At 29.1% G+C, this 25554-nt stretch carries 26 protein-coding genes, 6 tRNA genes, 1 riboswitch and 1 other annotated feature; of the genes, 6 read left to right on the plus strand and 26 right to left on the minus strand.

What is annotated here, in order from left to right; genetic code table 11:
• Window positions 1-84: 84 nt before the first annotated feature.
• Together L1S49_RS07525 and hydE are read left to right on the plus strand one after the other, a co-directional pair.
• Window positions 85-705, plus strand: a complete 621-nt coding sequence (locus tag L1S49_RS07525) for a hypothetical protein (RefSeq protein WP_238903341.1) — start codon at window positions 85-87, stop codon at window positions 703-705.
• 90 nt (window positions 706-795) lie between these two features.
• The gene (hydE, locus tag L1S49_RS07530) at window positions 796-1878 is read left to right on the plus strand and encodes a [FeFe] hydrogenase H-cluster radical SAM maturase HydE (RefSeq protein WP_238903342.1); all 1083 of its coding nucleotides are present in this window, start codon (window positions 796-798) and stop codon (window positions 1876-1878) included.
• Window positions 1879-2200: 322 nt separating this feature from the next.
• Here the strand turns inward: hydE and L1S49_RS07535 are convergent, their stop codons facing one another.
• The 6 genes from L1S49_RS07535 to L1S49_RS07560 all read right to left on the minus strand — a co-directional run bounded on the left by L1S49_RS07535 (window position 2201) and on the right by L1S49_RS07560 (window position 8108).
• Window positions 2201-3349 carry an ABC transporter permease gene (locus tag L1S49_RS07535; RefSeq protein WP_238903343.1) on the minus strand — a complete coding sequence of 383 codons (1149 nt, stop codon included), beginning with the start codon at window positions 3347-3349 and terminating at the stop codon, window positions 2201-2203.
• Window positions 3346-4473 carry an ABC transporter permease gene (locus tag L1S49_RS07540; protein WP_238903344.1) on the minus strand — a complete coding sequence of 376 codons (1128 nt, stop codon included), beginning with the start codon at window positions 4471-4473 and terminating at the stop codon, window positions 3346-3348. The genes L1S49_RS07535 and L1S49_RS07540 overlap by 4 nt, the downstream gene beginning before the upstream one ends.
• A gap of 13 nt (window positions 4474-4486) precedes the next feature.
• Window positions 4487-5422 (minus strand): ABC transporter ATP-binding protein, encoded by a 936-nt coding sequence (locus tag L1S49_RS07545; RefSeq protein WP_073021521.1) that lies wholly within the window; start codon window positions 5420-5422, stop codon window positions 4487-4489.
• A gap of 99 nt (window positions 5423-5521) precedes the next feature.
• A complete protein-coding gene (locus tag L1S49_RS07550; RefSeq protein WP_238903345.1) occupies window positions 5522-6142 on the minus strand; it encodes a response regulator transcription factor in 621 nt (206 codons plus the stop codon).
• 10 nt (window positions 6143-6152) lie between these two features.
• Entirely contained in the window at window positions 6153-7031 is an 879-nt protein-coding gene (locus L1S49_RS07555; RefSeq protein WP_238903346.1) for a histidine kinase, read from the minus strand.
• A gap of 357 nt (window positions 7032-7388) precedes the next feature.
• Complete coding sequence (locus L1S49_RS07560) at window positions 7389-8108, minus strand: DUF3298 and DUF4163 domain-containing protein (RefSeq protein ID WP_238903347.1); 720 nt, start codon at window positions 8106-8108, stop codon at window positions 7389-7391.
• A 190-nt stretch (window positions 8109-8298) separates the two neighbouring features.
• Here L1S49_RS07560 and L1S49_RS07565 point away from each other — a divergent pair, with 190 nt between their 5' ends.
• The gene (locus L1S49_RS07565) at window positions 8299-9186 is read left to right on the plus strand and encodes a polysaccharide deacetylase family protein (protein WP_238903348.1); all 888 of its coding nucleotides are present in this window, start codon (window positions 8299-8301) and stop codon (window positions 9184-9186) included.
• Between the two features lie 22 nt (window positions 9187-9208).
• On the opposite strand, the gene L1S49_RS07570 is transcribed toward L1S49_RS07565, so the two are convergent.
• From L1S49_RS07570 to L1S49_RS07625, 12 genes are all read right to left on the minus strand, one after another.
• Entirely contained in the window at window positions 9209-9580 is a 372-nt protein-coding gene (locus tag L1S49_RS07570; protein ID WP_238903349.1) for a response regulator, read from the minus strand.
• Entirely contained in the window at window positions 9555-10514 is a 960-nt protein-coding gene (locus L1S49_RS07575) for a HAMP domain-containing sensor histidine kinase (RefSeq protein ID WP_073021507.1), read from the minus strand. The genes L1S49_RS07570 and L1S49_RS07575 overlap by 26 nt, the downstream gene beginning before the upstream one ends.
• 147 nt (window positions 10515-10661) lie before the next feature.
• Window positions 10662-10979 (minus strand): PTS lactose/cellobiose transporter subunit IIA, encoded by a 318-nt coding sequence (locus L1S49_RS07580; RefSeq protein WP_021800293.1) that lies wholly within the window; start codon window positions 10977-10979, stop codon window positions 10662-10664.
• 130 nt (window positions 10980-11109) lie between these two features.
• Window positions 11110-12432: a PTS transporter subunit EIIC gene (locus tag L1S49_RS07585; protein ID WP_238903350.1), complete on the minus strand. Its 1323-nt coding sequence runs from the start codon at window positions 12430-12432 to the stop codon at window positions 11110-11112.
• Between the two features lie 64 nt (window positions 12433-12496).
• Window positions 12497-12796, minus strand: coding sequence for a PTS sugar transporter subunit IIB (locus L1S49_RS07590; protein ID WP_021800291.1), 300 nt, complete (start codon window positions 12794-12796; stop codon window positions 12497-12499).
• Between the two features lie 26 nt (window positions 12797-12822).
• Window positions 12823-14265 (minus strand): glycoside hydrolase family 1 protein, encoded by a 1443-nt coding sequence (locus L1S49_RS07595; protein WP_238903351.1) that lies wholly within the window; start codon window positions 14263-14265, stop codon window positions 12823-12825.
• Between the two features lie 124 nt (window positions 14266-14389).
• On the minus strand, window positions 14390-15136 hold the full coding sequence (locus tag L1S49_RS07600; protein WP_073021498.1) for a MurR/RpiR family transcriptional regulator: 747 nt from the start codon (window positions 15134-15136) through the stop codon (window positions 14390-14392).
• A gap of 138 nt (window positions 15137-15274) precedes the next feature.
• A tRNA-Lys gene (locus tag L1S49_RS07605) sits at window positions 15275-15350 on the minus strand.
• A gap of 6 nt (window positions 15351-15356) precedes the next feature.
• Window positions 15357-15430 (minus strand) — tRNA-Gly (locus tag L1S49_RS07610).
• 51 nt (window positions 15431-15481) lie between these two features.
• Window positions 15482-15556: transfer RNA gene (locus tag L1S49_RS07615), tRNA-Gln, on the minus strand.
• A gap of 7 nt (window positions 15557-15563) precedes the next feature.
• Window positions 15564-15640 (minus strand) — tRNA-Arg (locus L1S49_RS07620).
• A gap of 48 nt (window positions 15641-15688) precedes the next feature.
• Window positions 15689-16357 (minus strand): hypothetical protein, encoded by a 669-nt coding sequence (locus L1S49_RS07625; protein WP_238903352.1) that lies wholly within the window; start codon window positions 16355-16357, stop codon window positions 15689-15691.
• A gap of 211 nt (window positions 16358-16568) precedes the next feature.
• Between L1S49_RS07625 and L1S49_RS07630 the strand changes: the two genes are divergently transcribed.
• A complete protein-coding gene (locus tag L1S49_RS07630; protein ID WP_238903353.1) occupies window positions 16569-16973 on the plus strand; it encodes an HNH endonuclease signature motif containing protein in 405 nt (134 codons plus the stop codon).
• Window positions 16974-17004: 31 nt separating this feature from the next.
• Here the strand turns inward: L1S49_RS07630 and L1S49_RS07635 are convergent.
• The 3 genes from L1S49_RS07635 to L1S49_RS07645 all read right to left on the minus strand — a co-directional run bounded on the left by L1S49_RS07635 (window position 17005) and on the right by L1S49_RS07645 (window position 18250).
• Window positions 17005-17079, minus strand: a tRNA-Gly gene (locus tag L1S49_RS07635).
• A 5-nt stretch (window positions 17080-17084) separates the two neighbouring features.
• Window positions 17085-17168 (minus strand) — tRNA-Leu (locus L1S49_RS07640).
• Between the two features lie 305 nt (window positions 17169-17473).
• On the minus strand, window positions 17474-18250 hold the full coding sequence (locus L1S49_RS07645) for a hypothetical protein (RefSeq protein WP_238903354.1): 777 nt from the start codon (window positions 18248-18250) through the stop codon (window positions 17474-17476).
• A 121-nt stretch (window positions 18251-18371) separates the two neighbouring features.
• Window positions 18372-18576: a binding site (T-box leader), on the plus strand.
• 58 nt (window positions 18577-18634) lie between these two features.
• Between L1S49_RS07645 and thrS the strand changes: the two genes are divergently transcribed.
• Window positions 18635-20572 carry a threonine--tRNA ligase gene (gene thrS / locus L1S49_RS07650; RefSeq protein ID WP_073021489.1) on the plus strand — a complete coding sequence of 646 codons (1938 nt, stop codon included), beginning with the start codon at window positions 18635-18637 and terminating at the stop codon, window positions 20570-20572.
• 27 nt (window positions 20573-20599) lie between these two features.
• Here the strand turns inward: thrS and L1S49_RS07655 are convergent, their stop codons facing one another.
• On the minus strand, window positions 20600-21811 hold the full coding sequence (locus L1S49_RS07655) for a homoserine dehydrogenase (protein ID WP_238903355.1): 1212 nt from the start codon (window positions 21809-21811) through the stop codon (window positions 20600-20602).
• A 170-nt stretch (window positions 21812-21981) separates the two neighbouring features.
• A riboswitch (SAM riboswitch) is annotated at window positions 21982-22090 on the minus strand.
• A gap of 173 nt (window positions 22091-22263) precedes the next feature.
• Here L1S49_RS07655 and L1S49_RS07660 point away from each other — a divergent pair.
• A complete protein-coding gene (locus tag L1S49_RS07660; protein ID WP_238903356.1) occupies window positions 22264-23355 on the plus strand; it encodes an SIS domain-containing protein in 1092 nt (363 codons plus the stop codon).
• On the opposite strand, the gene L1S49_RS07665 is transcribed toward L1S49_RS07660, so the two are convergent.
• The 4 genes from L1S49_RS07665 to L1S49_RS07680 form a co-directional block, all read right to left on the minus strand.
• Window positions 23346-23903: a 5-formyltetrahydrofolate cyclo-ligase gene (locus L1S49_RS07665; RefSeq protein WP_238903357.1), complete on the minus strand. Its 558-nt coding sequence runs from the start codon at window positions 23901-23903 to the stop codon at window positions 23346-23348. The two genes, L1S49_RS07660 and L1S49_RS07665, sit on opposite strands and share 10 nt — an antisense overlap.
• A 44-nt stretch (window positions 23904-23947) precedes the next feature.
• A complete protein-coding gene (locus L1S49_RS07670; protein ID WP_238903358.1) occupies window positions 23948-24217 on the minus strand; it encodes an ATP cone domain-containing protein in 270 nt (89 codons plus the stop codon).
• Between the two features lie 127 nt (window positions 24218-24344).
• Window positions 24345-24533, minus strand: a complete 189-nt coding sequence (locus L1S49_RS07675) for a hypothetical protein (protein WP_021800281.1) — start codon at window positions 24531-24533, stop codon at window positions 24345-24347.
• A gap of 121 nt (window positions 24534-24654) precedes the next feature.
• Window positions 24655-25449, minus strand: coding sequence for an EFR1 family ferrodoxin (locus tag L1S49_RS07680; RefSeq protein ID WP_238903359.1), 795 nt, complete (start codon window positions 25447-25449; stop codon window positions 24655-24657).
• Window positions 25450-25554 lie beyond the last annotated feature (105 nt).

Below are 25554 nucleotides of genomic sequence, written 5' to 3' on the forward strand. Positions count from 1 at the left end.
TTCTAGATATAATTAAGATTATATAAAACATTACGATAAATTTACCATAAAACAAAATTTATTGATGTAAAAGGGGAATTTAGTATGTCTAAACTTATTTCTGTATTAGAAAAGCTCAATGTTGTAGAAAAAGTTCAGCAGGAAGTATCAAATAACGATTCTACTAATAAAAACATTATAAAAAAAGAAACTTCTCCAAAAGAAGATTCAAAAGTCTCTGTTTCTAAACACCAAGAAGCTGAAGTATTTACCGACCCCACTCCTCCTAAAAATAACTTTGAAAGTAGTACAATAGATAAAAGTCTAGACATCTTAGAAATATATTCATTATTTGGAATAGACTCTAATAAAACAAATACTATATTTATGCTTGGACAATTTATAAATGCTATTCCTGAAAGTTTACCACATGATATAAGAAAAGAATCAGTAATGAATATATTAACTGCTGCTAAATCTAATTTTACTGATCTTATAAAAGATGGCGAAATTAGATTAAACACATTAAACGACTTTACAGAAAAATTCCATCATACTGTCAACAGCAAAATAGATGAGTATAATATGGAAATATCCAAACTTAAATCTTTAATTTCTGATTATGAAATTAAAATTGAAAACAAAAAGAACATGTTATCTAAACAAGATAGCACTGTAAAATATGAATTGCAGAAAATCAACAGCATAATTAATTTTTTTAAATAAAACTTACTATAAAGTGTGTATATTTTTATCTAATATAGTATAATTTCTTTAGTTATTAATTTAACTAATATTTTTCCAGTAGGAGGAATTATGCAAAATATTGATTTATCAAATGAACATATTTATAATTTAGAGCTTATAGAAAAAGCTAAAGAAACTCATGAGCTTACTAAAGATGAATTAATTTCTATCTTAAAAGATGGCTCAATAAATGAAGCTTTATTTAAAGCAGCTGATGAAACACGTCAAAAATATCTTGGTGATTTTGTTCACCTTAGAGGCCTTTTAGAATTTACGAACATATGCAAAAGAAATTGTCTATACTGCGGTCTTAGAAGGGACAATAAAAATATAAAAAGATATAGATTAAGTTATGAAGAAATAATGGATTTTGCTAAAAAGGCTGTAAGCTATGGTTATAAAACTATAGTCCTTCAAGGCGGAGAAGATGATTACTTCACTGTTGAAAGAATTACTAAAATAATTAAAGATATAAAAGCTTTGGGAGTTGCTATAACCTTAAGTATAGGTGAAAGAAGCTTTGAGGAATATAAAGCCTTTAAGGAAGCTGGTGCTGATAGATATCTTATAAGAATCGAAACAACTGATAAAAAACTTTATGAAGATATGGACCCTGGTATGAGTCATGAAGAAAGAAAAAGATGTCTTAAAGATTTAAGAGATCTAGGTTATGAAGTTGGATCTGGTGCCTTACTAGGACTTCCTGGACAAACTATTGAATCTTTGGCAGATGATATCCTATTTTTTAAAGATTTAGATGCAGATATGCTAGGAATAGGACCATTTATACCTAATGAGGACACGCCTTTAAAAGATGCCGATGGTGGTGACTTTGACTTAGCCTTAAAAATGATGGCCTTAGTAAGATTAGTTCTTCCTGATATAAATATTCCAGCAACTACTGCAATGGAAACACTTAATAAAAATGGAAGAGTTATTGCTCTTCAGTGTGGAGCAAATGTTGTAATGCCTAATATCACAGAAGGAGAATATAGAGCTCTATATGCACTATATCCTGGCAAGATATGTATCAGTGATACCCCAGCTCACTGTAGAGGATGCATAACTGGAAAAGTAATTAAACTAGGTCGTAAAATTTCTGATGGTCCAGGCTTTAGAGCCAATGGTATAGCTCCTAAAATGAGGGCTTAAATCTTTTAAATATTTTAAGGAAGGAATAATATTCCTTTCTTTTTTATTTATATCTTTCTTTCACTCTATCATACCACTGTTTCGCTGTTGTTATTCTGCACTATTCCTATGCTCCACTTTTCTACTTTTCCTATTTTCCTATGCTCCTATGTTTCACTTTTTTACTGCTCCGCTGTTTCTATGCACTTTTGGCATTTTAAAGCCTGCCTAAACTTCATTAAATCTCTTTTAATATTACTGATTCTTCACAACAATAGAAAAAACTCAGCTATACTGAGTTTTCACCTAAACTATTCACTCTTATCTATTGCCTTTTAGCTTCTTAATCATTAAGTGCTGTCATTTCTTTATTCGAAAACTTCATTCTAAATGAAGCTATCAATAGCAGTGTCACAGCAAAGGCTATAAGAGTTATTATATTAATATATAATTTATCTATGGTCACACTTGAGGTTTGATATTTTCTAAAAATATCTAGTACCCAAGTTTGAGGAAATAGAAAGGATATCTTCCTAATATTTTCAGGAATAAATTCTATAGGGAAATAACATCCGCTGGCCATACAACTTATGTTTATAAATAAGTTACTTACTATAGATGCTGTAGAAAAATCCTTAGAACTCACCATTACCATTGTGCTAAATGCAACTGCTACAAAAGCTATCAAAACTAGGAAAAATAATAATACACCAAAAGGAATATCCGTTTCAAGTTTTAATATCCATTTCATAGAAAGCAAGGTTACTACTGCCTGCATAACCAATACTAAAAGATTAGCTACTACATTTGCACTGATAAACTTAATAGGTGTAATTGGTGATGCAAATATTCTACTGTAGCAATTGCTCCTCTTTTCTTCTAACATAATATAAGATGTGGAGTTTGCCCTAAGCATCATAAAAAATATTAAAAGTCCTATAGACATCTGAGTAACCTGATACACTGAAGATTTATCATCTAATCTAGCTTCTTCAACCTTTATAGTTTTATTTTTTGTTTCTTCTATTATTTTTATATAGTTGTCTTTATTATTTAAGGCTCCTGTAGAAATCTGCTCTAATGTAGTTACTGTATCATTTATATTAGCCTCTAGACTTTTTTTGAAATTATTATTTGTTCCCATGTAAATGTCTACATTTTTTATATTTCCACTTATTATACTTTCTTGAAATCCTTCAGGAACTAAAAATCCCCCACTTATATCTCTGTTGGTTATATCCTTTATTAATGTCTCTTCATTGTCATAGTATTTTATTGTAGATCTATTTACTTCAAACTTACTTATTAAAAACTTTGAACTTACACTACTATCTTTATCTACTACCCCGTAGGTTAAATTACCTCCCATGCCTGTAAATAATTTTAGTATTAAAAGAGATACTGCAACAGGTGCTAGTAGTTGTATTATTGAAAACTTCGATTTGAATATTAATTTTATATTTTTTCTAACTAAATAATAAAACTCACTCATGCTACTCTCTCCTCCCCTTTTATTTTTATATATGAAATCAATATCAATAAAATTGTTAATCCTAAATTAATAGCTATAGATATTCCAACTTTCCCATAATCACCAGCATATATGACATTTATCATTGCTCTATTAGCCCATCTTAATGGAGATATTTTTGTAAATAAATCAAATATATAATTAATATCCTCGCCTAAATACACATAGCTTCCACCAAGCAAACTTAAAGTTGGAACTACAGCAGCTTGCAATATTGTATCTCCTACATTTTCATCTTTAACTAAAAATCCAACTGCTACTCCTATAGCTGATGAAAGTAAATTTAAAGTACCCATAATTGCAATGAATGTAAGATAATCTGTTCCATATTCTACTCCAACTATAAACTTCAAGATCAAGAAAGGTATAGTCATAATCACGAAATTAAATATAGCCATACTTAATGTTCTTGCTATTATATATTGGATTTTAGATACTCCTGCTATAAAAACTCGTCCTTCTGTACCATTTCTTCTCTGTGCATTTATTAAGTTAAATGAAAACATTGATATATATAATATCATCATTGTAAATTCTGCTACTCCATAATAATCATAAGATGTCATCTCTTTTTTTAACTCTATCTGCTTAAAATTGGCAAATTCTTTTTGAACTTCTTGAAAGTTAATTTTACTCAATCCTTCTGGTGATACTTTCCCTATAGAATAAGCTACATTAAATTTATCTACTATAGTGTTTAAAACACCATAAACAACTTCACTAGAAATACTAGCCCCATCATTTTTATATATCTTTATATTATCTTTGAGCTCGATAAATACCGTATCTGTATTTCTTTTTACTAGCTCTTTTGCTTCATCCTGATTTTCCTCTTCACTAATACTAATATCAAGTTCATCTTCTAAACTCTTGAAAACATCTATAATTTGTTTACTTTGCTCACTTTTATCACTTAAATAAACTATATTTACATGTTCCATATCAAAGCTTGAACTAAATACACTTTTTAATAAAAATCCTAAAATTAAAGTGAATATAACAGGATAAATAATCATTTGAATAACATATTTACTAGATTTATTGGCTAAAATATCATATTTTATTATGGCTGCTATTTCTCTCATAAGATTTATCCTCCTAATCCCTTAAAGTTCTTCCTGTAAGATTTAAAAATACTGTTTCTAAGTCTATTTCTTTATATCCTATATTTTTGATATTAATGTTTTTAGCTGTAAGAAATTCTATGATGAGATTAAGATTAGTAACCTCTCTTTGAGAGTTAATGGTAACTATATCCTCTTTTACAGTTATATTTTTTACACCTTTTATAGCTTTTAATTCTTTTTCGTTAATTAAAGAGATGTCCCCAACCTGTACCTCTAGACTTTGTATATCAGATATTAAAGATATCAGTTCTTCTTTAGTCCCTTCCGCAATTATTTTACCTTTATCTATTATGGCGATCCTATCGCATATATTTTCTACTTCCTCCATGTAATGAGAGGTATAGATTATAGTACATCCATTTCTGTTAAGCTCCTTAACTGACTCTAAAATATGATTTCTGGATTGTGGATCTATTCCTACTGTTGGTTCATCCATTATTACTAACTTAGGTTTATGAGCTATTCCGCAGGCAATATTTAATCTCCTCATCATTCCACCAGAAAAATTCTTTGCCTTAGTTTTTCTATGCTCAATCAGTCCTGTAAACTCAAGTGCATATTCTACAGCCTTTTTTAGTTCCTCACCTTTTACACCATATATAGATGCAAAAAACTTAATATTCTCTTCTGCTGACAATTCACTGTATATGGCAAGAGTTTGAGGTACTACCCCAATCTTCTTTTTTATCTCTTTTTCAAACTTTTTTAAGGGTTTATTAAATATATTAACTTCTCCAGCACTACTTTTTATTAATCCACTTACAATATTTATGGTTGTGCTTTTCCCAGCTCCATTAGGTCCTAAAAATCCAAATATCTCTCCTTCATTAACTTCCAAAGTTATATTATCTACTGCTGTAAAATCACCATATCTTTTTTCTAAATTATTTATTGATAATATCTTCATATTAATCTCTCCCTATTTAATACTTTAAAATAATTATAAAAAAAATCCTCCTCCATTGTTAGTGGAGAAGGTCATAATTATTTTATTACTTTAGTCATATTACATTCTGCCTTTTAGATAATAAATAGCTATTTGTGTTCTATGATTTAAAGAAGTCTTGCTTAAAATACTACTTATATAATTTTTTACAGTTCCTTCGGATATAAATAACCTATTAGATATTTCCTTATTAGATAATCCCTCAGAAATAAGCTCCATTATCTGAAGTTCTCTTTCTGTAAATAAAGTTTTATCTATGGAAGTTTTATTTTCTAACGATTCTTTGAGTTTATCTATTATTTCTCTTCCATATACATTGTTCCCTCTATAAACCAAGTTTATAGCATCAACAATTTCCTCTGGAGGTGTATTTTTTAATAGATATCCCGAAGCCCCATTTCTTATTCCTTCTCTAACATATTCATCTTCATCAAAGGTTGTAAGGATTATAACTTTTGTATTTTTAAATTTTACAAATTCCTTAGTAGCCTCTACCCCATTTATAATAGGCATTCTAACATCTAATAGAACAATATCTATTGGCTGCCTTTTACACTCATCCATAGCTTTTAGTGCATTATCAAAAGTTCCAATTATATTTAAATTTTCCTTCATAGACAAGATTATTTTTAAGCTTTCCCTTATTAAAGCATCATCATCAACTATAACTATATTTATCATACATCCTCCATTAAACAGGTAGTAGCATTATAACAGAAAAACCATAATCTCCATTTATAACAAGCTTTCCACCTATATCTTCACATCTTTGTTCCATACCTTTTAGTCCCATACCTTTTACTACTTTCTCTTCTCCCTTTCCATCATCTTTAAGCTCAACTCTTATCATCTTATTCATAACATTAATATTTACCCAAAAACCTCTGCAATTTGAATACTTTAAACTATTAGTTAAAGCTTCTCTAGTGTTTTCTATTATTGCTTTCCATTTTGTATAATTTATTTTCCCTAGGTCTCCATTGATATTCACATATCCTTTTATTGATGATTCTTTTAACGAATTTTCGACCTGAAACTTCAACCTATTTATTCCTAGTTCTTCTTCTATAGGCTTTAGTCCTCTTAAAGTTAACCTAATATCATCTACCCCGTTTCTTAATACTGAAATAGAACTCTCAAGTAACGTTTTTGATTTTTCACTATCTGAATTTATAAGAAGTTTGGCAGCTTCAAGCTGCATTATACTACCTGCTATAACATGTCCAACTTTATCATGCATCTCTTGAGCTAGTTTATTTCTATCCTCTAAAAGAGATGTATATATCGCTTGTCTCTCAAATTCCTTAGAATTTTCTATTATTCTTCCATATTCATTTAATATTTTTTTATGACCTTGTATTTCTTGAAGAAGCTTTTTATTCTCTTCATAATAAAAAGAAATACTCCTAGAAGATAGATAGGTTATACTTAACAATAAATAATATATTGCTCCATATTCTACTCCAATAAAAAATCCAACTGTTACTAAAATAAGAGTTCCTACCTTATCTAACTTATCATCTATTTCATATAATTCCCCTGTTATCTGAGAAAGCAAAATAATAAACATATAATTTATATTTAAGGCAAGATATAAAATCAAGGCTATATCTAAGAATAAACAACTTAGTTTTATTAACCTATTGCTATTTATATAAAAGATTAAATTAATAGACATATAAAACAGTAAATATAAAGTAATATTTTTATTATAATCTTCTATAGATAAATTTATATAGATAACTAAAATAAAAACACCTATTAATACTTTAAAAATTAAATGACAATACTTAAAAAGCTTAATCTTAATCACCTCAAACTTGTCCTAATATTATAACATTGTAATATTAGGACATTATAATATTAGGATATTCTAATATTATAATAACACAATGAATGCTTCTTAAACATCCATTGTGTTATCACTTTAAATCAATCCATCTTTTAAAAGGCTTTTAGGAATATTAAAGGTTGGTATACCCGTAACATATGGAGCAATTTCATATTGCTGAAAGTATATAGTAATTTCTTTATCATTAAAAGTAAATGCTTGATTATCGCTTATCCCTTTAAAACCATTTTTATCTGTAAAATAGTTTTCTTTATTCTTCTGAATTTGATTACCTATTTCTTTATTTATTATATCTTTGTAATTATATCCTTCTTTGAATAAATCTTTTAATGTCAACTCCTTATTATCGTTTAAGTTATAATTATAGGTTTTTCTAGTAGTGATGCCATGGGCACCTCCTGTGAATTGATAATAATCAATATAAAAACTTAAATATGGACATTTCTGATTTTGTATAGAATAAACACTATCAACCTCAAAAGGACGAAATGGAATGTTATCCTCCTTTGAGTCTTGTGCATACTTTTGAGCTAAATCTTCTAAATCCTTTAACCAACTATCATTCCATTCTTTTAATTTTTGATTTATATCTTTAGTAAAATTATTATTTGGAGCTGTAATTGTAGGTGTTTTTATTTCTCCTTTTATACTCTCCATATTTATGTCTTTCTTATTTTCCTCAATTACTATTTTTTCACATTGAAATGACATATCCACATTTTTTTCCACAGCCCTAGCAATATTAGAAGTACTCATCATTAGACATAATAGAGTTAAATTCAATATTTTTTTCATTTATTGCCCTCCTTATTAACATATTCATAGGTTAGTATTTGCAGAATTCTGTAGATTATTAACACTATAATCAACAAGTTTTCCACAATTAATCCACAGATTTTGTGGATTATTATTCATACTATTTAATTTTTTCTTCATATTTTTATGTTATAATCTTTTTAGATACAAATTAGGAGGACATACTTTTATGAAAAAAAAGAATTTGCTCATAGTATACATAATAGCGTTATTAATATTAGCTATTCCTGTTACAATATATGGAGTTATGCACTTCAGTACTTATACAAGCTCATCAACAAATAAAAACGATAACAAAACTCCAAGTGATGACTCTTCTACTTCTGATGAAACTAATAACAAACCAGTAGAAGAACCTAAGGTAGTAGATAGATTTGAAGGAAAGACACTCATTAATCCTAAGGGAATTCCTGTACTATGTTACCACACAATAGGTGATGTTCCTGGAAATACTTTGTATGTTTCTCAAGAAAAATTTAGAGAACAGATGAAATATTTAAAAGATAATGGATATTTTACACTAACTATAGATGAATTTAATGACTACATACTTACCCATAAAGCTATTCCTGAAAAATCTGTTTTAATAACATTTGATGATGGATATAGAGATAACTATACTTTGGCATATCCAATACTAAAAGAAAATTCTCAAAATGCTACTATTTTTGTAATTACTGATACCTTTAATAATCCTTCTAATCTATCAAAAGATCAGATATTAGAGATGCATGGTAACGGTATAGATTTTGCATCACACACAACAAAGCATCAAGCTTTAAATGAGTTTAGCTATGAAGATCAGCTTAATATTTTAAAAGACTCGAAAAAGGCTTTAGAGGATCTTCTTGGAAAAGATATAGTAACCTTTGCATATCCTTATAGTAAATATAATACAGATACCGATAAGGCTGTTAAAACAGCTGGATATAAAGTTGCATTTGATCTAGATGGAGGAATTACTTATCAAAATAACGATCCTATTCATATAGATAGACAATATGTAAATGGAAATTATAACTTAGAACAATTTAAAACTCTTCTTATTGTAAAATAATAAAGCAGGACTTTTCCTGCTTTTATTGCATTAGCTCTAAAGTTTTTTCAAGTATGAAATCTGGATCAAAGGGCTTAGTTATATATAAATAAATATTATATCTATTACTCATCTTTATCTCTTCAGTACTTCCTTTCGCTGTTAAAAGTATTATTTTAATATCTTTTAATTCAGCCTTATCTCTAATTTTATCCAATACCTCATATCCAGTTAATCCTGGCATCATAACATCTAGAAATACTATATCTGGTTTTTCTTGAACTATTATTTTCAATCCCTCTTCTCCATCTTTCGCTCTATAAAGTTCAAACTCTTCTTCTATCTCTTCTAAGGTTTGTTCTAATAACATTCTAATTGGTGCTTCATCATCAACTATCAATATTTTTGTTTTCATAATTCTTCTCCTTTATTATTGGTAATGTAAAGAAAAAGCAGCAGCCTTTTGTCTCATTATTTCTTACGCCTATTGTTCCCCCATGTTGTTCAACTAAATTTTTAGTTATATAGAGTCCCAATCCTGTCCCCTTAGGTTTATCCCCATCCTTGCTTTCAACCTGCTTAAACTTATTAAAAATTAAATTTTGATATTTTTCTGGAATCCCTATCCCAGAATCCTTTACTTCTATAATTATAAACTCTTCATCTTGCTTTTTAGCAGAAATTACAATTTCACCTTCGTTAGTAAATTTGAATGCATTACTTAATAAATTAATAAGTATTTGCATTATCTTGTGTTCGTCTCCATATACGTAAGGTATATTAGCTTCAATTAAATCAAATACTTCTATATCTCTTTCTCCTATTAAGGAATATGTTGAAAGAATTACCTTATTTATAATAGTTTCTATACTTAATTTTTCACATTTTCCAAGTTCATTTCCAAAATCTATTTTAGTAGTATCTAATATATTCTCTATCATTAATGCTAGTCTTTCCGATTCTGATATTATTATTTCTAGATTTCCTTTAATAAGTTCCACTTGGTAACTTAACTTTTCATTTGATTCCATTAATTTTTTATCTTCAAGAGCTGGAATTACATGTCTTGAGAATTTCTTTCTTATTATTTTAGTAAATCCCATTATTGATGTCAGTGGAGTTCTAAATTCATGGGAAACTAGCGATATAAACTCGTTATTATCACTATTTAACTTTTTATATTCATTTTCGTCTAATATAATTTTATTTTCAAGTTTTTCAACTTTTAATCGCAATTCATTATTATCTTTTTTAAGTTTGATTGCCTTTGTTTTTAAATATATAAAAGTAATAGTAAAAATTAAAGCAATAATTAACTCTCTATAATTTAATTTAACAAAATTAAACATACAAACCCTCTTTCTAAACCTTATTATACCTTTTAAAATTAATGAATTAAAGAGCCTCTATTTTATATTATCGTATTATAATAAATAAACTAAAATAATACTAGATTAAAAGCTGTGCATTATAAATACACAGCTTTTAATCTAGTATTATTTATTTCCTTTTAAATCAACATACATTTCTATCATTTCTCTAACTAATTCTTTTATAGTTTCTGCACTAAGCATTTGATCTTCAGCATGCATCAAAATTAAAGAAAATTCAACCTTCTCTCCTGACGCTTCCTTTTGAATTAAATCAGCATGAGAATGGTGAGCTTCTACCATATAAGTATCAGCTTCTTTTAACTTTTCCTTTGCAACTTCATAGCTTCCGCCTCTTACTTCACGTAATGCTTCCATTGCTAAAGATTTAGACATTCCCACATTACTAATGATATTAAATGCAATTAACTCCATTTCTTCCATACAATATGTCCCCTTTATTTTTATTTTACTGCGTATTAACTAAAACTTATTGTCAATACTGGGTGTTAAATTATTATCTGTATTATAAAAACCAGGGACGCTAACGCAGTCCCTGATAGATTTTTTATAATTACATTGTAGCTTCTTCAGATCCACCTACAGTTTTATTAGCAGCCATTATAAATGGTAAGTATACTACTGTTGCTGCAGCTAAACATAAGAAACCTACTAGTAATGCTCCAAAGTTTGCACCTGAGCCTAGGAATGCTATTAATGGTCCTGGAGTAGTCCATGGCACACCATAAGCTATTGGAGGAATAATTCCAAGTGATATAAATGTATATCCTATAAGTATATTAACAACTGGTGCTAATATAAATGGTATTATTAACATTGGATTTAATACAACTGGAAGACCAAATACTATTGGTTCGTTTATATTAAATAATCCTGGAGCAACTGAAAGTTTGATTATATCTTTATAGTCAGCTCTCTTAGAAACTAAGAATACAGCTATTATTAATCCTAAAGTACATCCTGAACCACCATAGTTAGCAAAAGCATCATTTAGTGCCCATGTAGCTGTGTAAGGTGCTCCCCATGCTGAACCGTGAGCATTAACATATGCTAAGTTAGCATTGTTAGCTTCTGCAAACATAGTATCTCTGATTGCAGCAATTGTGTTTGGACCATGTATACCTAATATCCATAAGAAGTTAGATACAACTGCAAGGATTATAACTGTTACAACACTGTTACTTAATCCAGTTAATGGTGCTTGTATAACTTTATAAACTAAAGCATGAAGACCATCAGCGTATACTAAAGTAATTAAGTAGTTGATTACAGCAAATAATACTGTTACCATGATTATTGGAATTAATATCTTAAATGATCTTGCAACTGCTGGTGGCACTTGCTCTGGCATTGTGATTTGTAACTTTTCTGATTTACCAAGTTTAGTTACAAGTTCACCAACAATAAGTCCTACTATTAATGCAACGAATAAACCTTGTGCATTAAAATATTGAGTTGAAATATAGTTTCCTGCTACACCTTCAAAAGATTTAGCTGGTTGATATACTATAAAGTAAACTGAGAATGAAGTTAGTCCTGCTAACAAATCATCTCCCTTAAGAGCTAAAGCAACATTTCTTCCTACTAGGAAAACAATCATAAGAGCTAATATATCATTAGATCCTCTTAAAACTGGTGAGAATATTGCTTGTGCTGAGCTTAAGTTAGGGAATATATCACCTAAATGTAGTAAGCTAGCTATAAATCCATCTGGTGACAAAACAACGAAGTTTAATAATACTATTATTGCTCCCGCCATAGTAATCGGGAAAGTTAATATGAACGCATCACGTACGGCACATACATGTCTTTGCGCATTAAGTTTAGTAGCTATTGGAACTAGTAATCTTTCCATTACAGCTTCAAGTTTATTCAATTTGATCCCCTCCATCATTCTAATCTTTAAGATTAGTTAAAATAATTTACCCAATTATAAGTTCTTAGATTTTTGATAATGCATTTTCTAAAACAGCTTTTCCATTCATAGTTCCATAAAGTCTCATGTCGATAACTTCAACAGGAATTCTGCCTTTAACTAAAGCATCAACTTGTGGCTTTTGAAAACGAACTTGTGGTCCTAAAAGCACTATGTCCACTTCATCAGTAAGCTTATCTGCTTCTGAAACTGGCAGAGCTGTTATTTCTACTTCCACCCCCTTTTCTTTTGCAGCATTATTCATTTTATTAACTAAAAGACTTGTTGACATGCCTGCTGCACATACTAATAAGATTTTTTTCATAATAAAAACCCCTTTCGATATATAAATTATAATTGCTGACCATTTGTTTTTATTACATTCTTGTACCAATGAAAGCTCTTTTTCTTTATTCGTCTTAGGTCTTTTTCATCATTTTCATCTCTATCTACATACACGAAACCATAACGCTTTTGGTATCCATTTAACCAACTCAATAAGTCTGTGAAAGACCATGTGCAGTATCCTATTAATTCAACTCCATCAGTTATAGCTTCTTGACATGCTTCTATATGTTTCTTTATATACTCTATTCTATAGTCATCGTTTACATTGTCATTTTCAAGAGTATCGAATTCACCTAAACCGTTCTCAGTTATAAGTATAGGCAATTTGTATCTATTTGTCAATCTCCTCATTCCAATTCTTAGTCCTTGAGGATCAATTTCCCAATCCCAATTTGTAGCTTCTAGATAAGGATTGTTTTTACTTTTAAACACTCCAGGAACGCCACTTTCAGCAGTAGTACCTTTTTTCCCAGTAGTATTCATCTTTGCAACAGCTTCTTCAACTCCACCTTCTAAAGGATTCATTTCAACTGTTCCACTTCTATAATAGTTAACTCCCATAAAATCTGGTTTACCTGCTTTTAATAACTCTATATCTCCAGCTTCTATAGTTGGCGCTAATCCTAACTTACTTAAATATTTCCATGCTATCTTAGGGTATTCTCCCCAACAATACACATCGAGCCACCAATAATTACTTATTTCCTCAACATTTTCTAATGCTAGTACATCTTCTGGTTTTGAGCTAAATGCATATATTGGTGAAAATGCAAAACTTGGTCCAATCTTTCCATTTGGCACATATTTTCTAAAAGATTGAATAGCTTTAGCATTCGCTAAGCTTGCAATATGGTTTGCTTCATACATTCTTTTCTTATCAGTAACTTTCGGTGGATGTACAGCTTTCTCATATCCATGAGTTATAAAAACATTTTGTTCATTTAATGTTACCCAATATTTAACTCTATCCCCATATCTCTTATATAGAGTTATACAATATTCATTAAAATCATCAATTATTTTTCTTGATTCCCATCCTCCGTATTGATCTTGCAAACCTTGTGGTAAATCCCAATGGTAAATAGTTATGATAGGTTCTATATTATATTGTATTAATTCATTTATCAAATTATCATAAAATTTTAAACCTTCTTCATTTACCTCACCATTACCTTGAGGATATATACGACTCCAGGCTATCGAAAATCTATAAGCCTTTAATCCCATGTCAGCCATAAGCTTAACATCCTCTTTATATCTATGGTAATGATCTACTGCTACATCTCCATTGGTATCTTTATATGTAGTACCGGGAATTCTAACATACTCATCCCATACGGATGGTCCTTTGCCATCTTCGTTCCATGCTCCTTCTACTTGATATGCTGCTGACGCAGATCCCCATAAGAAATCGGGACTAAATTCATCAAGCTTTCTATATATCATTCTGATCTCCCCCTCTCACCACTATAGTATTCGTTTCCAAAACATTTGTAAATGGTTTTAAGGGTTAAAAAAACTAGTTTTTTACCTAAAAATAAGTTACCTTAAAAAAACAAGTTGTTTTTTATTATAGTTGCTTATTTTTATCCTTTTGAGTTAAATTAAATACACGCTTTGCTAATGTTTCTAATATATACATTACAGGTAATTGAGTTGTTATATCAAAGTACTTATAAGTTTCATATTGCACATAATAAGATATGTTTATATCAGACATCTGAGCTAAAGTACAACTTTTACTATTTGTTATACTTATAATAGTACTATTTTTTTTCTTTAATCTTGTTACATGATTTATTATAGTAGGAGTTTCCCCTGATACTGATAAAGCAATTGTTACCCCATTATCTAAGTATTCTCCACTTACAGGATAAAATGGATCATCTATATATACTGCAAATTTATTTAAAGATGCAAAATAACGAGAACCATAAGTAGCAATAGCCCCTGAATTCCCTATTCCTATAATTAATAAATTACTTGATTTGTATATTGCATCACAAGCCATTTTCATTGAGTCCTCAAAATCCTTTGTTGCTGCTCTATTCATAAATTCTATAAAAGTACTTTTATCATCATTTAAAAGTTTGCCTTCTTCTTCCTCAATAAACATCTTTAGTTTAACTTTAAACTCTGCAAATCCATTACAATTCATTTTTTTGCAAAATCTCAATATTGTTGTTGTTGATACATGAACTTCATCAGCTAAATCTCTTATTCTCATATATATAACTTTATCTTTATTTTTACTTATGTAGTTATATAGTAGGAACTCTAATTCATTTAAAGATTGTATTTCCTCTGGACTAAACATTATATCACTCCTATTTAAGTTCATTTTGGAATTGCATTACGTATATTTTAACATATTAGTATCATTGAAACAATTATTGGATGAAATAGATATAATTTAAGACAACAAAAAAAGAACTATGTTAACATAGTTCTTTTCTGGTGCACCATCACGGGTTCGAACCGGGGACACCCTGATTAAGAGTCAGGTGCTCTACCAACTGAGCTAATGGTGCATAAAATGGAGCGGGTGATGGGAATCGAACCCACGTAACTAGCTTGGAAGGCTAGGGCTCTACCATTGAGCTACACCCGCAATAACACAAGAATTATTATACATATTATGCATAATCTTGTCAAGTTTTTTTGGCTGGGATGGCAGGATTTGAACCTACGAATACCGCAGTCAAAGTGCGGTGCCTTACCGCTTGGCGACATCCCAAAAAAACTGGTGCGTCTTAAGGGATTCGAACCCCTGGCCCACGCCTTAGAAGGGCGTTGCTCTATCCAGCTGAGCTAAAGACGCAACTCACATTGTTTATTATATTTACTCATAAAATAAATGTCAAGTTTTTTATAATATTTCAGTAAGCTTTTTAGCTAGGATATCCTTAAGCTCTTCTCCACTCTTTTTAATAGAAGATGCTGTTTTACAGACTCTTATGAAATTGTTTTCATCCATACCTATTTTATCCTCAATTTTATTATCAGTATTTAATAATTTCCCAGTTTCTAATACAAAAGATCCTAAGTCCTCAGCTTTAGAAAAAGTCTTTAAATATATGAACTCAGTATTGTCCCCTAGCCACGTCTTATTAAAATCTATAGAGAATTTTCTAAGTTCTAAAAGAATCCTATCTTCACTTAAATCCCAGCATTTTTTTATCATATTTAAATGCCTTCTCATATTATTTTCTTCTTTACTTGTTATTTTTTTATCTCTAGCAGCTTTATTAATCACTTCTTCGGTTGTATTGTATGGAATAAAGTTGATCTTTTCTTCCCTACTGTATATCCACTTATAAAAAGCTTCTTGCAAAAAAGAATATTGTATATACCCTAATAATGCTTTAGCATTTGGAAATGGTGCCCATACATTCTCTATACCAGTATTTTTACAAAAAATAAGGCTATGGAGATATACAGTTTTCTTATTTATAGGTTCATCTACAAATACATGACCTCTTATAGTTCTGCTTTTGTTTATCTGTTCTTTCCAGTAGTCAAATGAATTAAATTGCATCCTCAAATTCATCACCCTCATTTTTAATATATCTATAACTTTAGTATATAGTATTATTTACCCTATTTCAAGCTCTCCAATTACTTTTAGTTTATCCTATCCAATCTTTAATGTTCATATTTTCATATTCACTTCTATAGATTGAACTTTTACTCCCAATATCATATAATATTAGTAAATAAAATATTTTGAATAGGAAGGTGTTAGTTGATTGTATTATTGTGAGATTTGTGGAAAAAAAGCTGATATTCATCACATTGTTCACAGAAGTGAAGGTGGATTAGATTTCCCTCTAAATTATAAATATCTATGTCAAGAGCATCATCGAGGTAAAAATGGTCCACATAGATGTGAGGAAACAGACCTTAAGTATAAGTTAGAGTTACAGAATAAGCTTTTAAATATATTACCAAAAGAATATTATACGGTCTATGAGTTATCAAATATTCTTAACATCTCCAATAACTCCTTTAAAAAACTAACTAAAAGTTTAAAGTTATATAAAGAAGGTTACCTAAAAGAGGATATTGTATTCTATCTTATGGGCAATTACTTTTACACCTACGAAATGTTAGAAGATTTGAAATTAGCTCAATTAGCATTAAAATTATCGTAAAAAAAGAAACAGCTTTAGCTGTTTCTTTTTTTGGAGCGGAAGACGGGATTCGAACCCGCAACTTTCACCTTGGCAAGGTGACACTCTACCATTGAGTCACTTCCGCATATTTGGTGCAGATGAAGGGAGTCGAACCCCCACGCCGTAGGCGCTAGATCCTAAGTCTAGTGCGTCTGCCAATTCCGCCACATCTGCAACTTCTACATTTAATATTATACATGTATTTAACAAGAAATCAATAATAAATTTACTAATTTAATGGAAAAATTATAAATCGGTGATTATCTTATATAATAACCACCGATCTTGATCCTTCATTAGTTTCTTTATTGAATTTAATATAGTATTTTATACATGTATTCTTTAGTATTTATTAATTATCTTTTGTATAGTTAAATTATATATTTTTCACCATATTTCGTCAATATATTTGTAACAATTTTCTATTAATTATTTTTCGACATTGATTTTAATACTATCTATATATAATATTAAAATATTTATTTCAATTCTATAGCTTTCACTTCACTTTTATCCTCTATAATTTTCATTAATTTATAATTATCTTCCGATTTAGAACTTGTTAGTATTCCTGAACTATTCCATATAGATCCATCTTTAAACACTAGAGTAAACTTATGCTCCTTCCAGCTATACTCTTCAACTATAATTCCTATATCATCATAACTATACTTTTTTTCTAATATTGAAAAGTAATTATTAATAATGATACCTTGGTTATTTATATTAGAATAATAAAGCATACCTAAAAAAATATACACGGATAATACAGTAAGTATAACTTTAGAGTAAATCCTGTATATCTTAGAGCTAAAATATATTCTTATTATCATTTCCTTTAAAGTAAAACATCTTTGTTTACAGAACATAAAAATTATAAATTCTTCATAAGATTCTTCTAGTATTGCTTTAAAAAGTCTTTTAACTATTATGTTTGAGAGATGTAGAGAAAAGATTAACGCTGGAAATATCCAATATTCTTTCCTTACAACCATGGTATTCATCATATCAAAACCTGCATTTAACCCAATCAAATCAAAAAAATTAACTATTATCAAAAATAACACTAGATATATTAACCACGCCATTAAATAATATACAATTAAATAGCTGCTATACTTTTCTTCTAAATCTTCATATATATACTTTTTAGTGAAGTTTGGTATATATAATATAACTAACTCTCTATACTTAGATAGTAAAAAACTAAGTATTATTGTAAACACACCAGCTACTAGCCCTCTTAAAAGAATCAATATTTCTTCCTCCAGCAATTATATGATTTATTATATGAGACAATCTATAAAAGATTGCTTTTAATTTTTCTAATCTATTGACATACAAAATTTTTAAAACTATAATTATCTAAAACAATATTGAAATTCTATGATGAGAAGAGTAAGCTTTTTTATATTTTCAGAGAGAAGATACATTGGTGTGAGTATCTTTAAATATGTTCAGCTGAAAACCACCTCTGAGTGACTCTAATAAAGTCCGTTATAATCACGTTACGATTTTCTTAAGTGGCTATTAGTTAGCAATTTAGGGTGGAACCGCGGGAATTAATACTCTCGTCCCTTTATTTTTATTGGGACGGGAGTTTTTTTGTTATTTAAATTTGAAAGGAGATATAAAATAAAATGGTTAAAATTACTTTAAAAGATGGATCTATAAAAGAACTTGAATCTGGTTTATCAGTCTATGAAATAGCTAAAAGTATTAGTGAAGGTTTAGCTAGAGCTGCATGTTGTGGTATTGTTAATGGAAATGTGGTTGATTTACGTTATGTAGTTAATGAGGATGTTGAATTAAGTATATGCACATTTGATTCCGAAGAAGGGAAAGCTGCTTTTAGACACACTGCTTCTCATATGTTAGCTCAAGCAGTTAAAAGATTGTATCCAGACACAAAACTGGCTATAGGACCTTCTATAGAAAATGGTTTCTATTATGATTTCGATAAAGATGGAAACTTTTCTCAAGATGAGTTAGACAAAATAGAAAAAGAAATAGCTAAAATAGCTAAAGAAGATTTAAAAATAGAAAAGTTTGAACTTCCAAGAGCAGAAGCTTTAAAACTAATGGAAGAAAAAAATGAACCTTATAAAATAGAACTTATAAACGATCTTCCTGAAGATGAGGTTATATCTTTCTATAAGCAAGGTGAATTTGTAGACCTTTGTGCTGGTCCTCATCTTTTATCCACTAAGACAGTTAAAGCAGTTAAATTAATCAGATCTGCTGGAGCTTACTGGAGAGGAAACGAAAAAAACAAGATGTTATCTAGAGTTTATGCTACTGCCTTCCCTAAGAAATCTGAGTTAGATGCTCACTTAGAGGCTTTGGAAGAAGCTAAAAGAAGAGATCATAACAAACTTGGCAGAGAGCTTGGAATATTCACTACTAATGAAAATGTAGGTCAAGGACTTCCACTATTAATGCCTAAAGGAGCTAAAATAATTCAAGTTCTTCAAAGATGGATTGAAGATGAAGAAGAAAAAAGAGGTTATTTATTAACTAAAACACCTTTAATGGCAAAAAGTGATCTTTACAAAATATCTGGTCACTGGGATCATTATAAAGATGGTATGTTTGTTTTAGGAGATGAGGAAAATGATGTTGAGGTTTTTGGGTTAAGACCTATGACTTGCCCATTCCAATATACAATCTACAATGCTGAACAACACAGCTATAGAGATCTACCTAAAAGATATGCAGAAACTTCTACTTTATTTAGAAATGAAGCTTCTGGTGAAATGCATGGACTTATAAGAGTTAGACAATTTACTTTAGCTGACGGTCACTTAATAGTTACACCTGAACAATTAGAAGATGAATTTAAAGGAGTTGTAGATTTAATAAAATATGTAATGACAACTTTAGGAATTCAAGATGATATAACTTATAGATTCTCTAAATGGGATCCAAAAAATAAAGAAAAATATATAGATGACCCTGAAGCTTGGGAAAAAACTCAAAACTTAATGAGAGATATTTTAAATCATCTAAATATTGATTTTTATGAAGCTGATGATGAAGCTGCCTTCTATGGTCCTAAGCTAGATATTCAGTTTAAGAATGTTCATGGTAAAGAAGATACTATAATAACAGTTCAAATTGATTTTGCTATTGCTGAAAGATTCCAAATGACTTATGTTGATAAAGATGGAGAAAAGAAAACTCCTTATATAATCCACAGAAGTTCTATAGGTTGTTATGAAAGAACTCTAGCTATGCTTATAGAAAAGTATGCTGGTGCTCTACCAACTTGGCTAGCTCCAGTTCAAGCTAAAATACTTCCTATATCTGATAAGTATAATGACTATGCTGAAGAAGTTAGCAAAACTTTATTAAACAAGGGTGTTAGAGTTGAAGTTGACTATAGAGCAGAAAAAATAGGTTATAAAATAAGAGAAGCAAGATTAGAAAGATCTCCTTATATAATAGTAGTTGGAGAAAAAGAAGCTGAAAACAAAGAAGTTTCTGTTAGAAGTAGAAAAAATGGAGACGAAGGTGCTCTATCTTTAGAATCTTTTGTTAACAGAATAACTCAAGAAATAGCTAGTAAAGAGAACTAAAAAAGAGGCCTAGGCCTCTTTTTTTATTTAAACTGCTCTAAGTAACTTTTTAAAAGAAGTTATATTCCCATCAAGTTTTAGTCTCTCTAAAGCCTCCTGTATTTTGCTTTCACCTAAAGTATTTATATATAATGCCAGCTCATCTCTCTTTTCCCCTACTAATTGTAGATCTGGGAATTCTAATCTTAACTTTTTAATAACATTTTTCTTTTCCTCTGTTTTTATCCTTATTAAAACTCCTACCTCACTATCTATATATCTATTTACTAATATTTCATTAAGATAATTCTCAGAAGTTTCTTTTCTTCCTCTAATTATATCTAAAACATCCCCAAAAACAGCTGAGCCTGTTGGAAGCATTCCAGCTCCTTTTCCAGTAAAGCTAACCTCTCCCACTGCATCTCCATGGAACACAACTCCATTAACTTCATTATTAATAGTAGAAAGTATACTTCCTTCTTTAACTAAGGCTGGTCTTACAGAGGCATACACCTGATCCCCTTCCATTATACTTTCAGCTATTAACTTTATTCTATACCCAAGTTCCTTTGCATATATAAAATCTTGTCTTTCTAAGTTATTTATACCCTCTATATTTATGTTCTTCCATGATATTCTATTCTTATAGGCTATAGTTGATAATATAGCAAGCTTTCTTGCAGCATCATATCCTAAGACATCTGAATCAGGATTAGCCTCAGCAAACCCTAAAGCCTGAGCTTCTTTTAAAGCCTCTTCATAATCAATATTTTCATTGTACATTTTAGTTAAAATATAGTTAGTAGTACCATTTAATATTCCTCTTATACTTTTTATACTATTTCCTTCTAAAGATTCTATCAGTGGTTTTAAAATAGGAATTCCTCCACCTACAGAAGCTTCAAACTTCAGAGTCACTCCACTCTCTTTAGCTAAAGATAATAGTTCTCCTCCATACTCCGCTATAAGGTCTTTATTTGCTGTTACCACATGTTTTTTAGCTTGTAGTGCCCTTTTCACATATTCATAGGCTGGATGTAATGAGCCCATAACCTCAACTACAATATCGCTTTCTTGACTAAAAAACTCCTCAACATTATCAGTTAAATATTCACTATACTTTTTACCCTTATGTTTGCTTAAACATCGTACAAGTATAGAAGACACTTCTAAATTGTCTATCTTGCTTTTGTTATTATCTATTAGTTCTATTAATCCGCTTCCTACTACTCCATAACCCATTAATGCAATTTTTGCCATAAAAAAAGCCCCCTTATTATTTAAAAGTGGCCTTTTACCAAATATAAAAACAGCTAAAGCTACACTATTAAACAGCTTACTTATAGCGAAATAAAAAAACTACTTCTACTATAAGATAAGCAGAAATAGCTAATAAAGCACATTAATATATGTATGCAAAATTATTATTCCTCTTATCTATCAGGATATACCTGCAGGATTTAGCACAATTCCAACATAATGAGTGTTAGCTGTTGCTAGGTTTCATAGGGCCAGTCCCTCCACCATTCTTGATAAAAGACCATTTTGTATTTTTCATTACTTTTATTATACTTCTACCATATAAAATTGCAATGATTTTTAAATAAATAATTATTTTTAAATATAGTAACCTTTTTCATTGTACTTAATAATATATTAAAAAGAAAAGGTTTTCCATCTCTTTCCATCACATTTTAAGGAGTTGATATTCAATGAAAATTCTTCCTAACAACAGTTGCTACACATTGGAAGAAATAAAACAACAGCCTAAGTTATGGCAAAAAATATATTATTCTATTAAAAGCAAAAAGGATGAAATTAATAATTTTCTAACGCCCTTACTAAATAACACTATATCTAGAATATTATTAATTGGTTCAGGTGCCTCTGCCTATGTAGGAGATACACTTATGCCCTATTTATCTGAAGAACTTAAAATTCCTGTAAATTCTATTCCAGCTTCAGAGATTTTAAACAATCCATATACTTATTTAAAAGACTTATCGAATATACTAGTAATCTTATATTCTAGATCAGGAAATACTAAAGAAACTTTAGATGCCTTAAATACATGCACAAAGCTATTACAAAATTCTCATTTTATACTAGTAACAAGTAACAATGAAGGTATATTCTCAAAAGAATACTCAGATAAATCAAACTTTTATGCACTCACACTGCCAGAAGAATCAAATGATAAAGGATTCGCTATGACCTCTTCTTATTCCTGTATGGTTTTATCCTCAGTCTTACTATTTAATATTAATAATTTAGAAACCCAAAAATTATATTTAGAAGAAACATTGGTTAATTCAAAATATATACTTAATACAATTTGGAGTGATACACTAAACATAGTTAGAAGAAACCCAAGTAGAGTTCTTTATGTAGGTACTTCTGAACTAAAAGGAATGAGTAATTACTGTGCATTAAACACCTTAAAATTAACAAACGGAACAGTATACTCATTAAGCTGGTCTCCTTCTGATATCAATCAAAGTATAAAACCTTTTATAAATGACAATACATTAATATTTTTATTTAAATCCGTAAGTAATCCTGATATAGATTATAATAAGCAATTTCTAGATATCATAAAAACTCAAGATAAAAAACCATTTGTTATAGTTGTATCTGAAAATTCCTCTTATTTAGATTCCTGCAATAAATGCTTTTATGTAAACTATAAAGATTCTATATTACCTAACATATACTTGGCACTTAACTACGTTTTATATGCTCAAATATTTAACTACATGTATTCCTTACATCTTGGTTTATCTCCAGATTTACCTTATTCGTGACACTTATATGTAAAGTCCTCAGTGACTATATGATCTACAATTTTATCATAACTTTCTGTAGGAATGAAATCTATCACTTGTATGGAGTAGGCAATTGCTATTTTTAAAGTATTACTATTATATTGTGCTAAATATTTATCATAATAGCCTCCTCCATAACCTAATCTTTTTCCCTCCTTAGTAAAAGCTACTCCTGGCATAAGTATAAGATCACAATCAGCCTTAAGCTCTTCTCCATCTTCAGGCTCAAGTATTCCAAAAACTCCAGGTTTTAAGTTGTCTAGTGAATCTATCTGTATAACCTTCATTTCCTTATTTCTAACTCTAGGAACATATACTTTTTTCCCATCCTTTAATGCATCCTCTATTATACCAATAGTGTTAACTTCACTTCCAAATCCAATAAAACAAAAAATACTTTTAGCTTCTTTATAAAAAATATTACTTAAAATTTTATTTTTTATTTTTTCACTAAATTTGTTTCTTAAATCCGAATTAAGAGCATCTCTCTTCTCTATCATTGTTTTTCGTATATTTATTTTATTCAAAAAAATCACCTCATTATAAAAGTAAGGCAAGAATAAATTCTTACCTAATTATTTAACCCTAAATATTTATTTAAAATATCTTTAAACCCATTATCTATTAAAGCTTCACTAACTAATCCTTTTATCTCATAAGATGAAGTATTAGAATTATCTTTTCTTAAGTTTTTAATCATATTTTCAATATATCCTACAAGAAAATTTAAATCTGATTCATTTAAATATGTTTCATTATCTCTGGCTGAATTTTCAATGCTAGTAGATAATTTCTTTTTATTAAAAATCTCTTTTCTTCCGTCTTTTTTTATAATTTCCATAAAAACACCTCTTTTCTTTTATTATAACATTTAATTTAATATTTATTTAGAAATATTTTCTTGTTTCAAGTTTCTTCATAACAAAAATAAGGAGCTGCCTATTATTAAAGGCTGCTCCCTATAATTTTTATGATTCTACATAGTTACTTATTGTATCTTGAGCTTTTGTTAAAGCACTTTGTACTGCATCACAAGTTTGTTGTATTCTTGCTTTGTTTTCTTGTTTTTCTACACTTTGTAGAGCCTGATCCAAATGTTGTTTAACCTTCTGTAAATCATCTATTGAACATTCTACATTTTGTCTTGCATTTTTCATTATAAATCCCTCCAAGAAAATAATATTTGTGATCGAACACAATATTATTATTATCTTTTATAAGATTAAAATACTACTAAATACTTAACTAATTTAACATAAATTTTATAACATTAAATTATTATTTTTGATTAATTATATCATTAACATGAACATAGGGATTTATGTATCTTTTTCTATTAACCGTCTTTTTACCTATATTTATAGACTTTTTAGGGCAGGCTTGTATACATGCCATGCATTGTTGACATTGATGTTTCCAGCTTGGAACTCCATTCACTAGATATATATTATCAACAGGGCATATCTTTTGACACAAACCACACCTTGTACAATTTCCATCTATAACAAGTTTTTGATCTTTAAAATTTACGTTTCTGATAAGACTTCTATAAAGAGGTGAAATAATATAATAATATAATCCTTTTTTTATAGGTTTTATTTTATTATCCTTAACTAAGTTTAATTCTCTTAATAAAATTCTTTTTTCTTTTTCGATTAGATTTTTAATATATTCATCATTTTTAACCTTATATATTTTAATATAATTATCCGGCATAGTAACATAATGGCTAAAACTTAATTTATTATTTTGTTTTTTCAATATAGAATCAATTTGCTTCATAGGTACACCTTCTGTACCACCTTTAGTGCTAATAGCAAATACATATGTATTTTCTTTAACTTTTAATTTTTCCATAAACTCCACAACAATTTTAGGTAACCCTCCATAATACATTGGAAAAATTACACCTACTTTATCATAATTACATTCTATGTTTTCTTCATTTATTAGCTTAGCTATAGGAACTATTTCGCAATCACCTAAATAGCAAGCCGTTTCTCTAGCTATATAGAGAGAATTACCTGTTCCAGTAAAATAGTATATAATTGTATTCATTTCTTTTCTCCCCATAAAAATTATCCCCTAGAATAAGTATAAATAAATTTATAGAAAATACAAATACAAATTCTTTCATTTTATGTTAATAAAAACAAGGTAGATAAATTTTTAATATTT

The organism is Clostridium sp. YIM B02506, assembly GCF_022324845.1.
GTDB classification, from domain to species: domain Bacteria; phylum Bacillota; class Clostridia; order Clostridiales; family Clostridiaceae; genus Clostridium_T; species Clostridium_T intestinale.

Coding starts and splice junctions, on each gene's coding strand:
- L1S49_RS07580 (WP_021800293.1), bottom strand. CDS start 10,979: ATGGAAGAAATGGAGTTAATTGCATTTAATATCATTAGTAATGTGGGA.
- L1S49_RS07570 (WP_238903349.1), bottom strand. CDS start 9,580: ATGAAAACAAAAATATTGATAGTTGATGATGAAGCACCAATTAGAATG.
- L1S49_RS07675 (WP_021800281.1), bottom strand. CDS start 24,533: ATGAAAAATGCAAGACAAAATGTAGAATGTTCAATAGATGATTTACAG.
- L1S49_RS07670 (WP_238903358.1), bottom strand. CDS start 24,217: ATGGAAATTATAAAAAAAGACGGAAGAAAAGAGATTTTTAATAAAAAG.
- L1S49_RS07575 (WP_073021507.1), bottom strand. CDS start 10,514: ATGTTTAATTTTGTTAAATTAAATTATAGAGAGTTAATTATTGCTTTA.
- L1S49_RS07525 (WP_238903341.1), top strand. CDS start 85: ATGTCTAAACTTATTTCTGTATTAGAAAAGCTCAATGTTGTAGAAAAA.
- L1S49_RS07655 (WP_238903355.1), bottom strand. CDS start 21,811: ATGGCAAAAATTGCATTAATGGGTTATGGAGTAGTAGGAAGCGGATTA.
- L1S49_RS07540 (WP_238903344.1), bottom strand. CDS start 4,473: ATGAGAGAAATAGCAGCCATAATAAAATATGATATTTTAGCCAATAAA.
- L1S49_RS07660 (WP_238903356.1), top strand. CDS start 22,264: ATGAAAATTCTTCCTAACAACAGTTGCTACACATTGGAAGAAATAAAA.
- L1S49_RS07560 (WP_238903347.1), bottom strand. CDS start 8,108: ATGAAAAAAATATTGAATTTAACTCTATTATGTCTAATGATGAGTACT.
- L1S49_RS07555 (WP_238903346.1), bottom strand. CDS start 7,031: ATGTTTATTATTTTGCTTTCTCAGATAACAGGGGAATTATATGAAATA.
- L1S49_RS07565 (WP_238903348.1), top strand. CDS start 8,299: ATGAAAAAAAAGAATTTGCTCATAGTATACATAATAGCGTTATTAATA.
- L1S49_RS07550 (WP_238903345.1), bottom strand. CDS start 6,142: ATGATAAATATAGTTATAGTTGATGATGATGCTTTAATAAGGGAAAGC.
- L1S49_RS07545 (WP_073021521.1), bottom strand. CDS start 5,422: ATGAAGATATTATCAATAAATAATTTAGAAAAAAGATATGGTGATTTT.
- thrS (WP_073021489.1), top strand. CDS start 18,635: ATGGTTAAAATTACTTTAAAAGATGGATCTATAAAAGAACTTGAATCT.
- L1S49_RS07535 (WP_238903343.1), bottom strand. CDS start 3,349: ATGAGTGAGTTTTATTATTTAGTTAGAAAAAATATAAAATTAATATTC.
- L1S49_RS07590 (WP_021800291.1), bottom strand. CDS start 12,796: ATGAAAAAAATCTTATTAGTATGTGCAGCAGGCATGTCAACAAGTCTT.
- hydE (WP_238903342.1), top strand. CDS start 796: ATGCAAAATATTGATTTATCAAATGAACATATTTATAATTTAGAGCTT.
- L1S49_RS07625 (WP_238903352.1), bottom strand. CDS start 16,357: ATGCAATTTAATTCATTTGACTACTGGAAAGAACAGATAAACAAAAGC.
- L1S49_RS07595 (WP_238903351.1), bottom strand. CDS start 14,265: ATGATATATAGAAAGCTTGATGAATTTAGTCCCGATTTCTTATGGGGA.
- L1S49_RS07600 (WP_073021498.1), bottom strand. CDS start 15,136: ATGTTTAGTCCAGAGGAAATACAATCTTTAAATGAATTAGAGTTCCTA.
- L1S49_RS07680 (WP_238903359.1), bottom strand. CDS start 25,449: ATGGGGAGAAAAGAAATGAATACAATTATATACTATTTTACTGGAACA.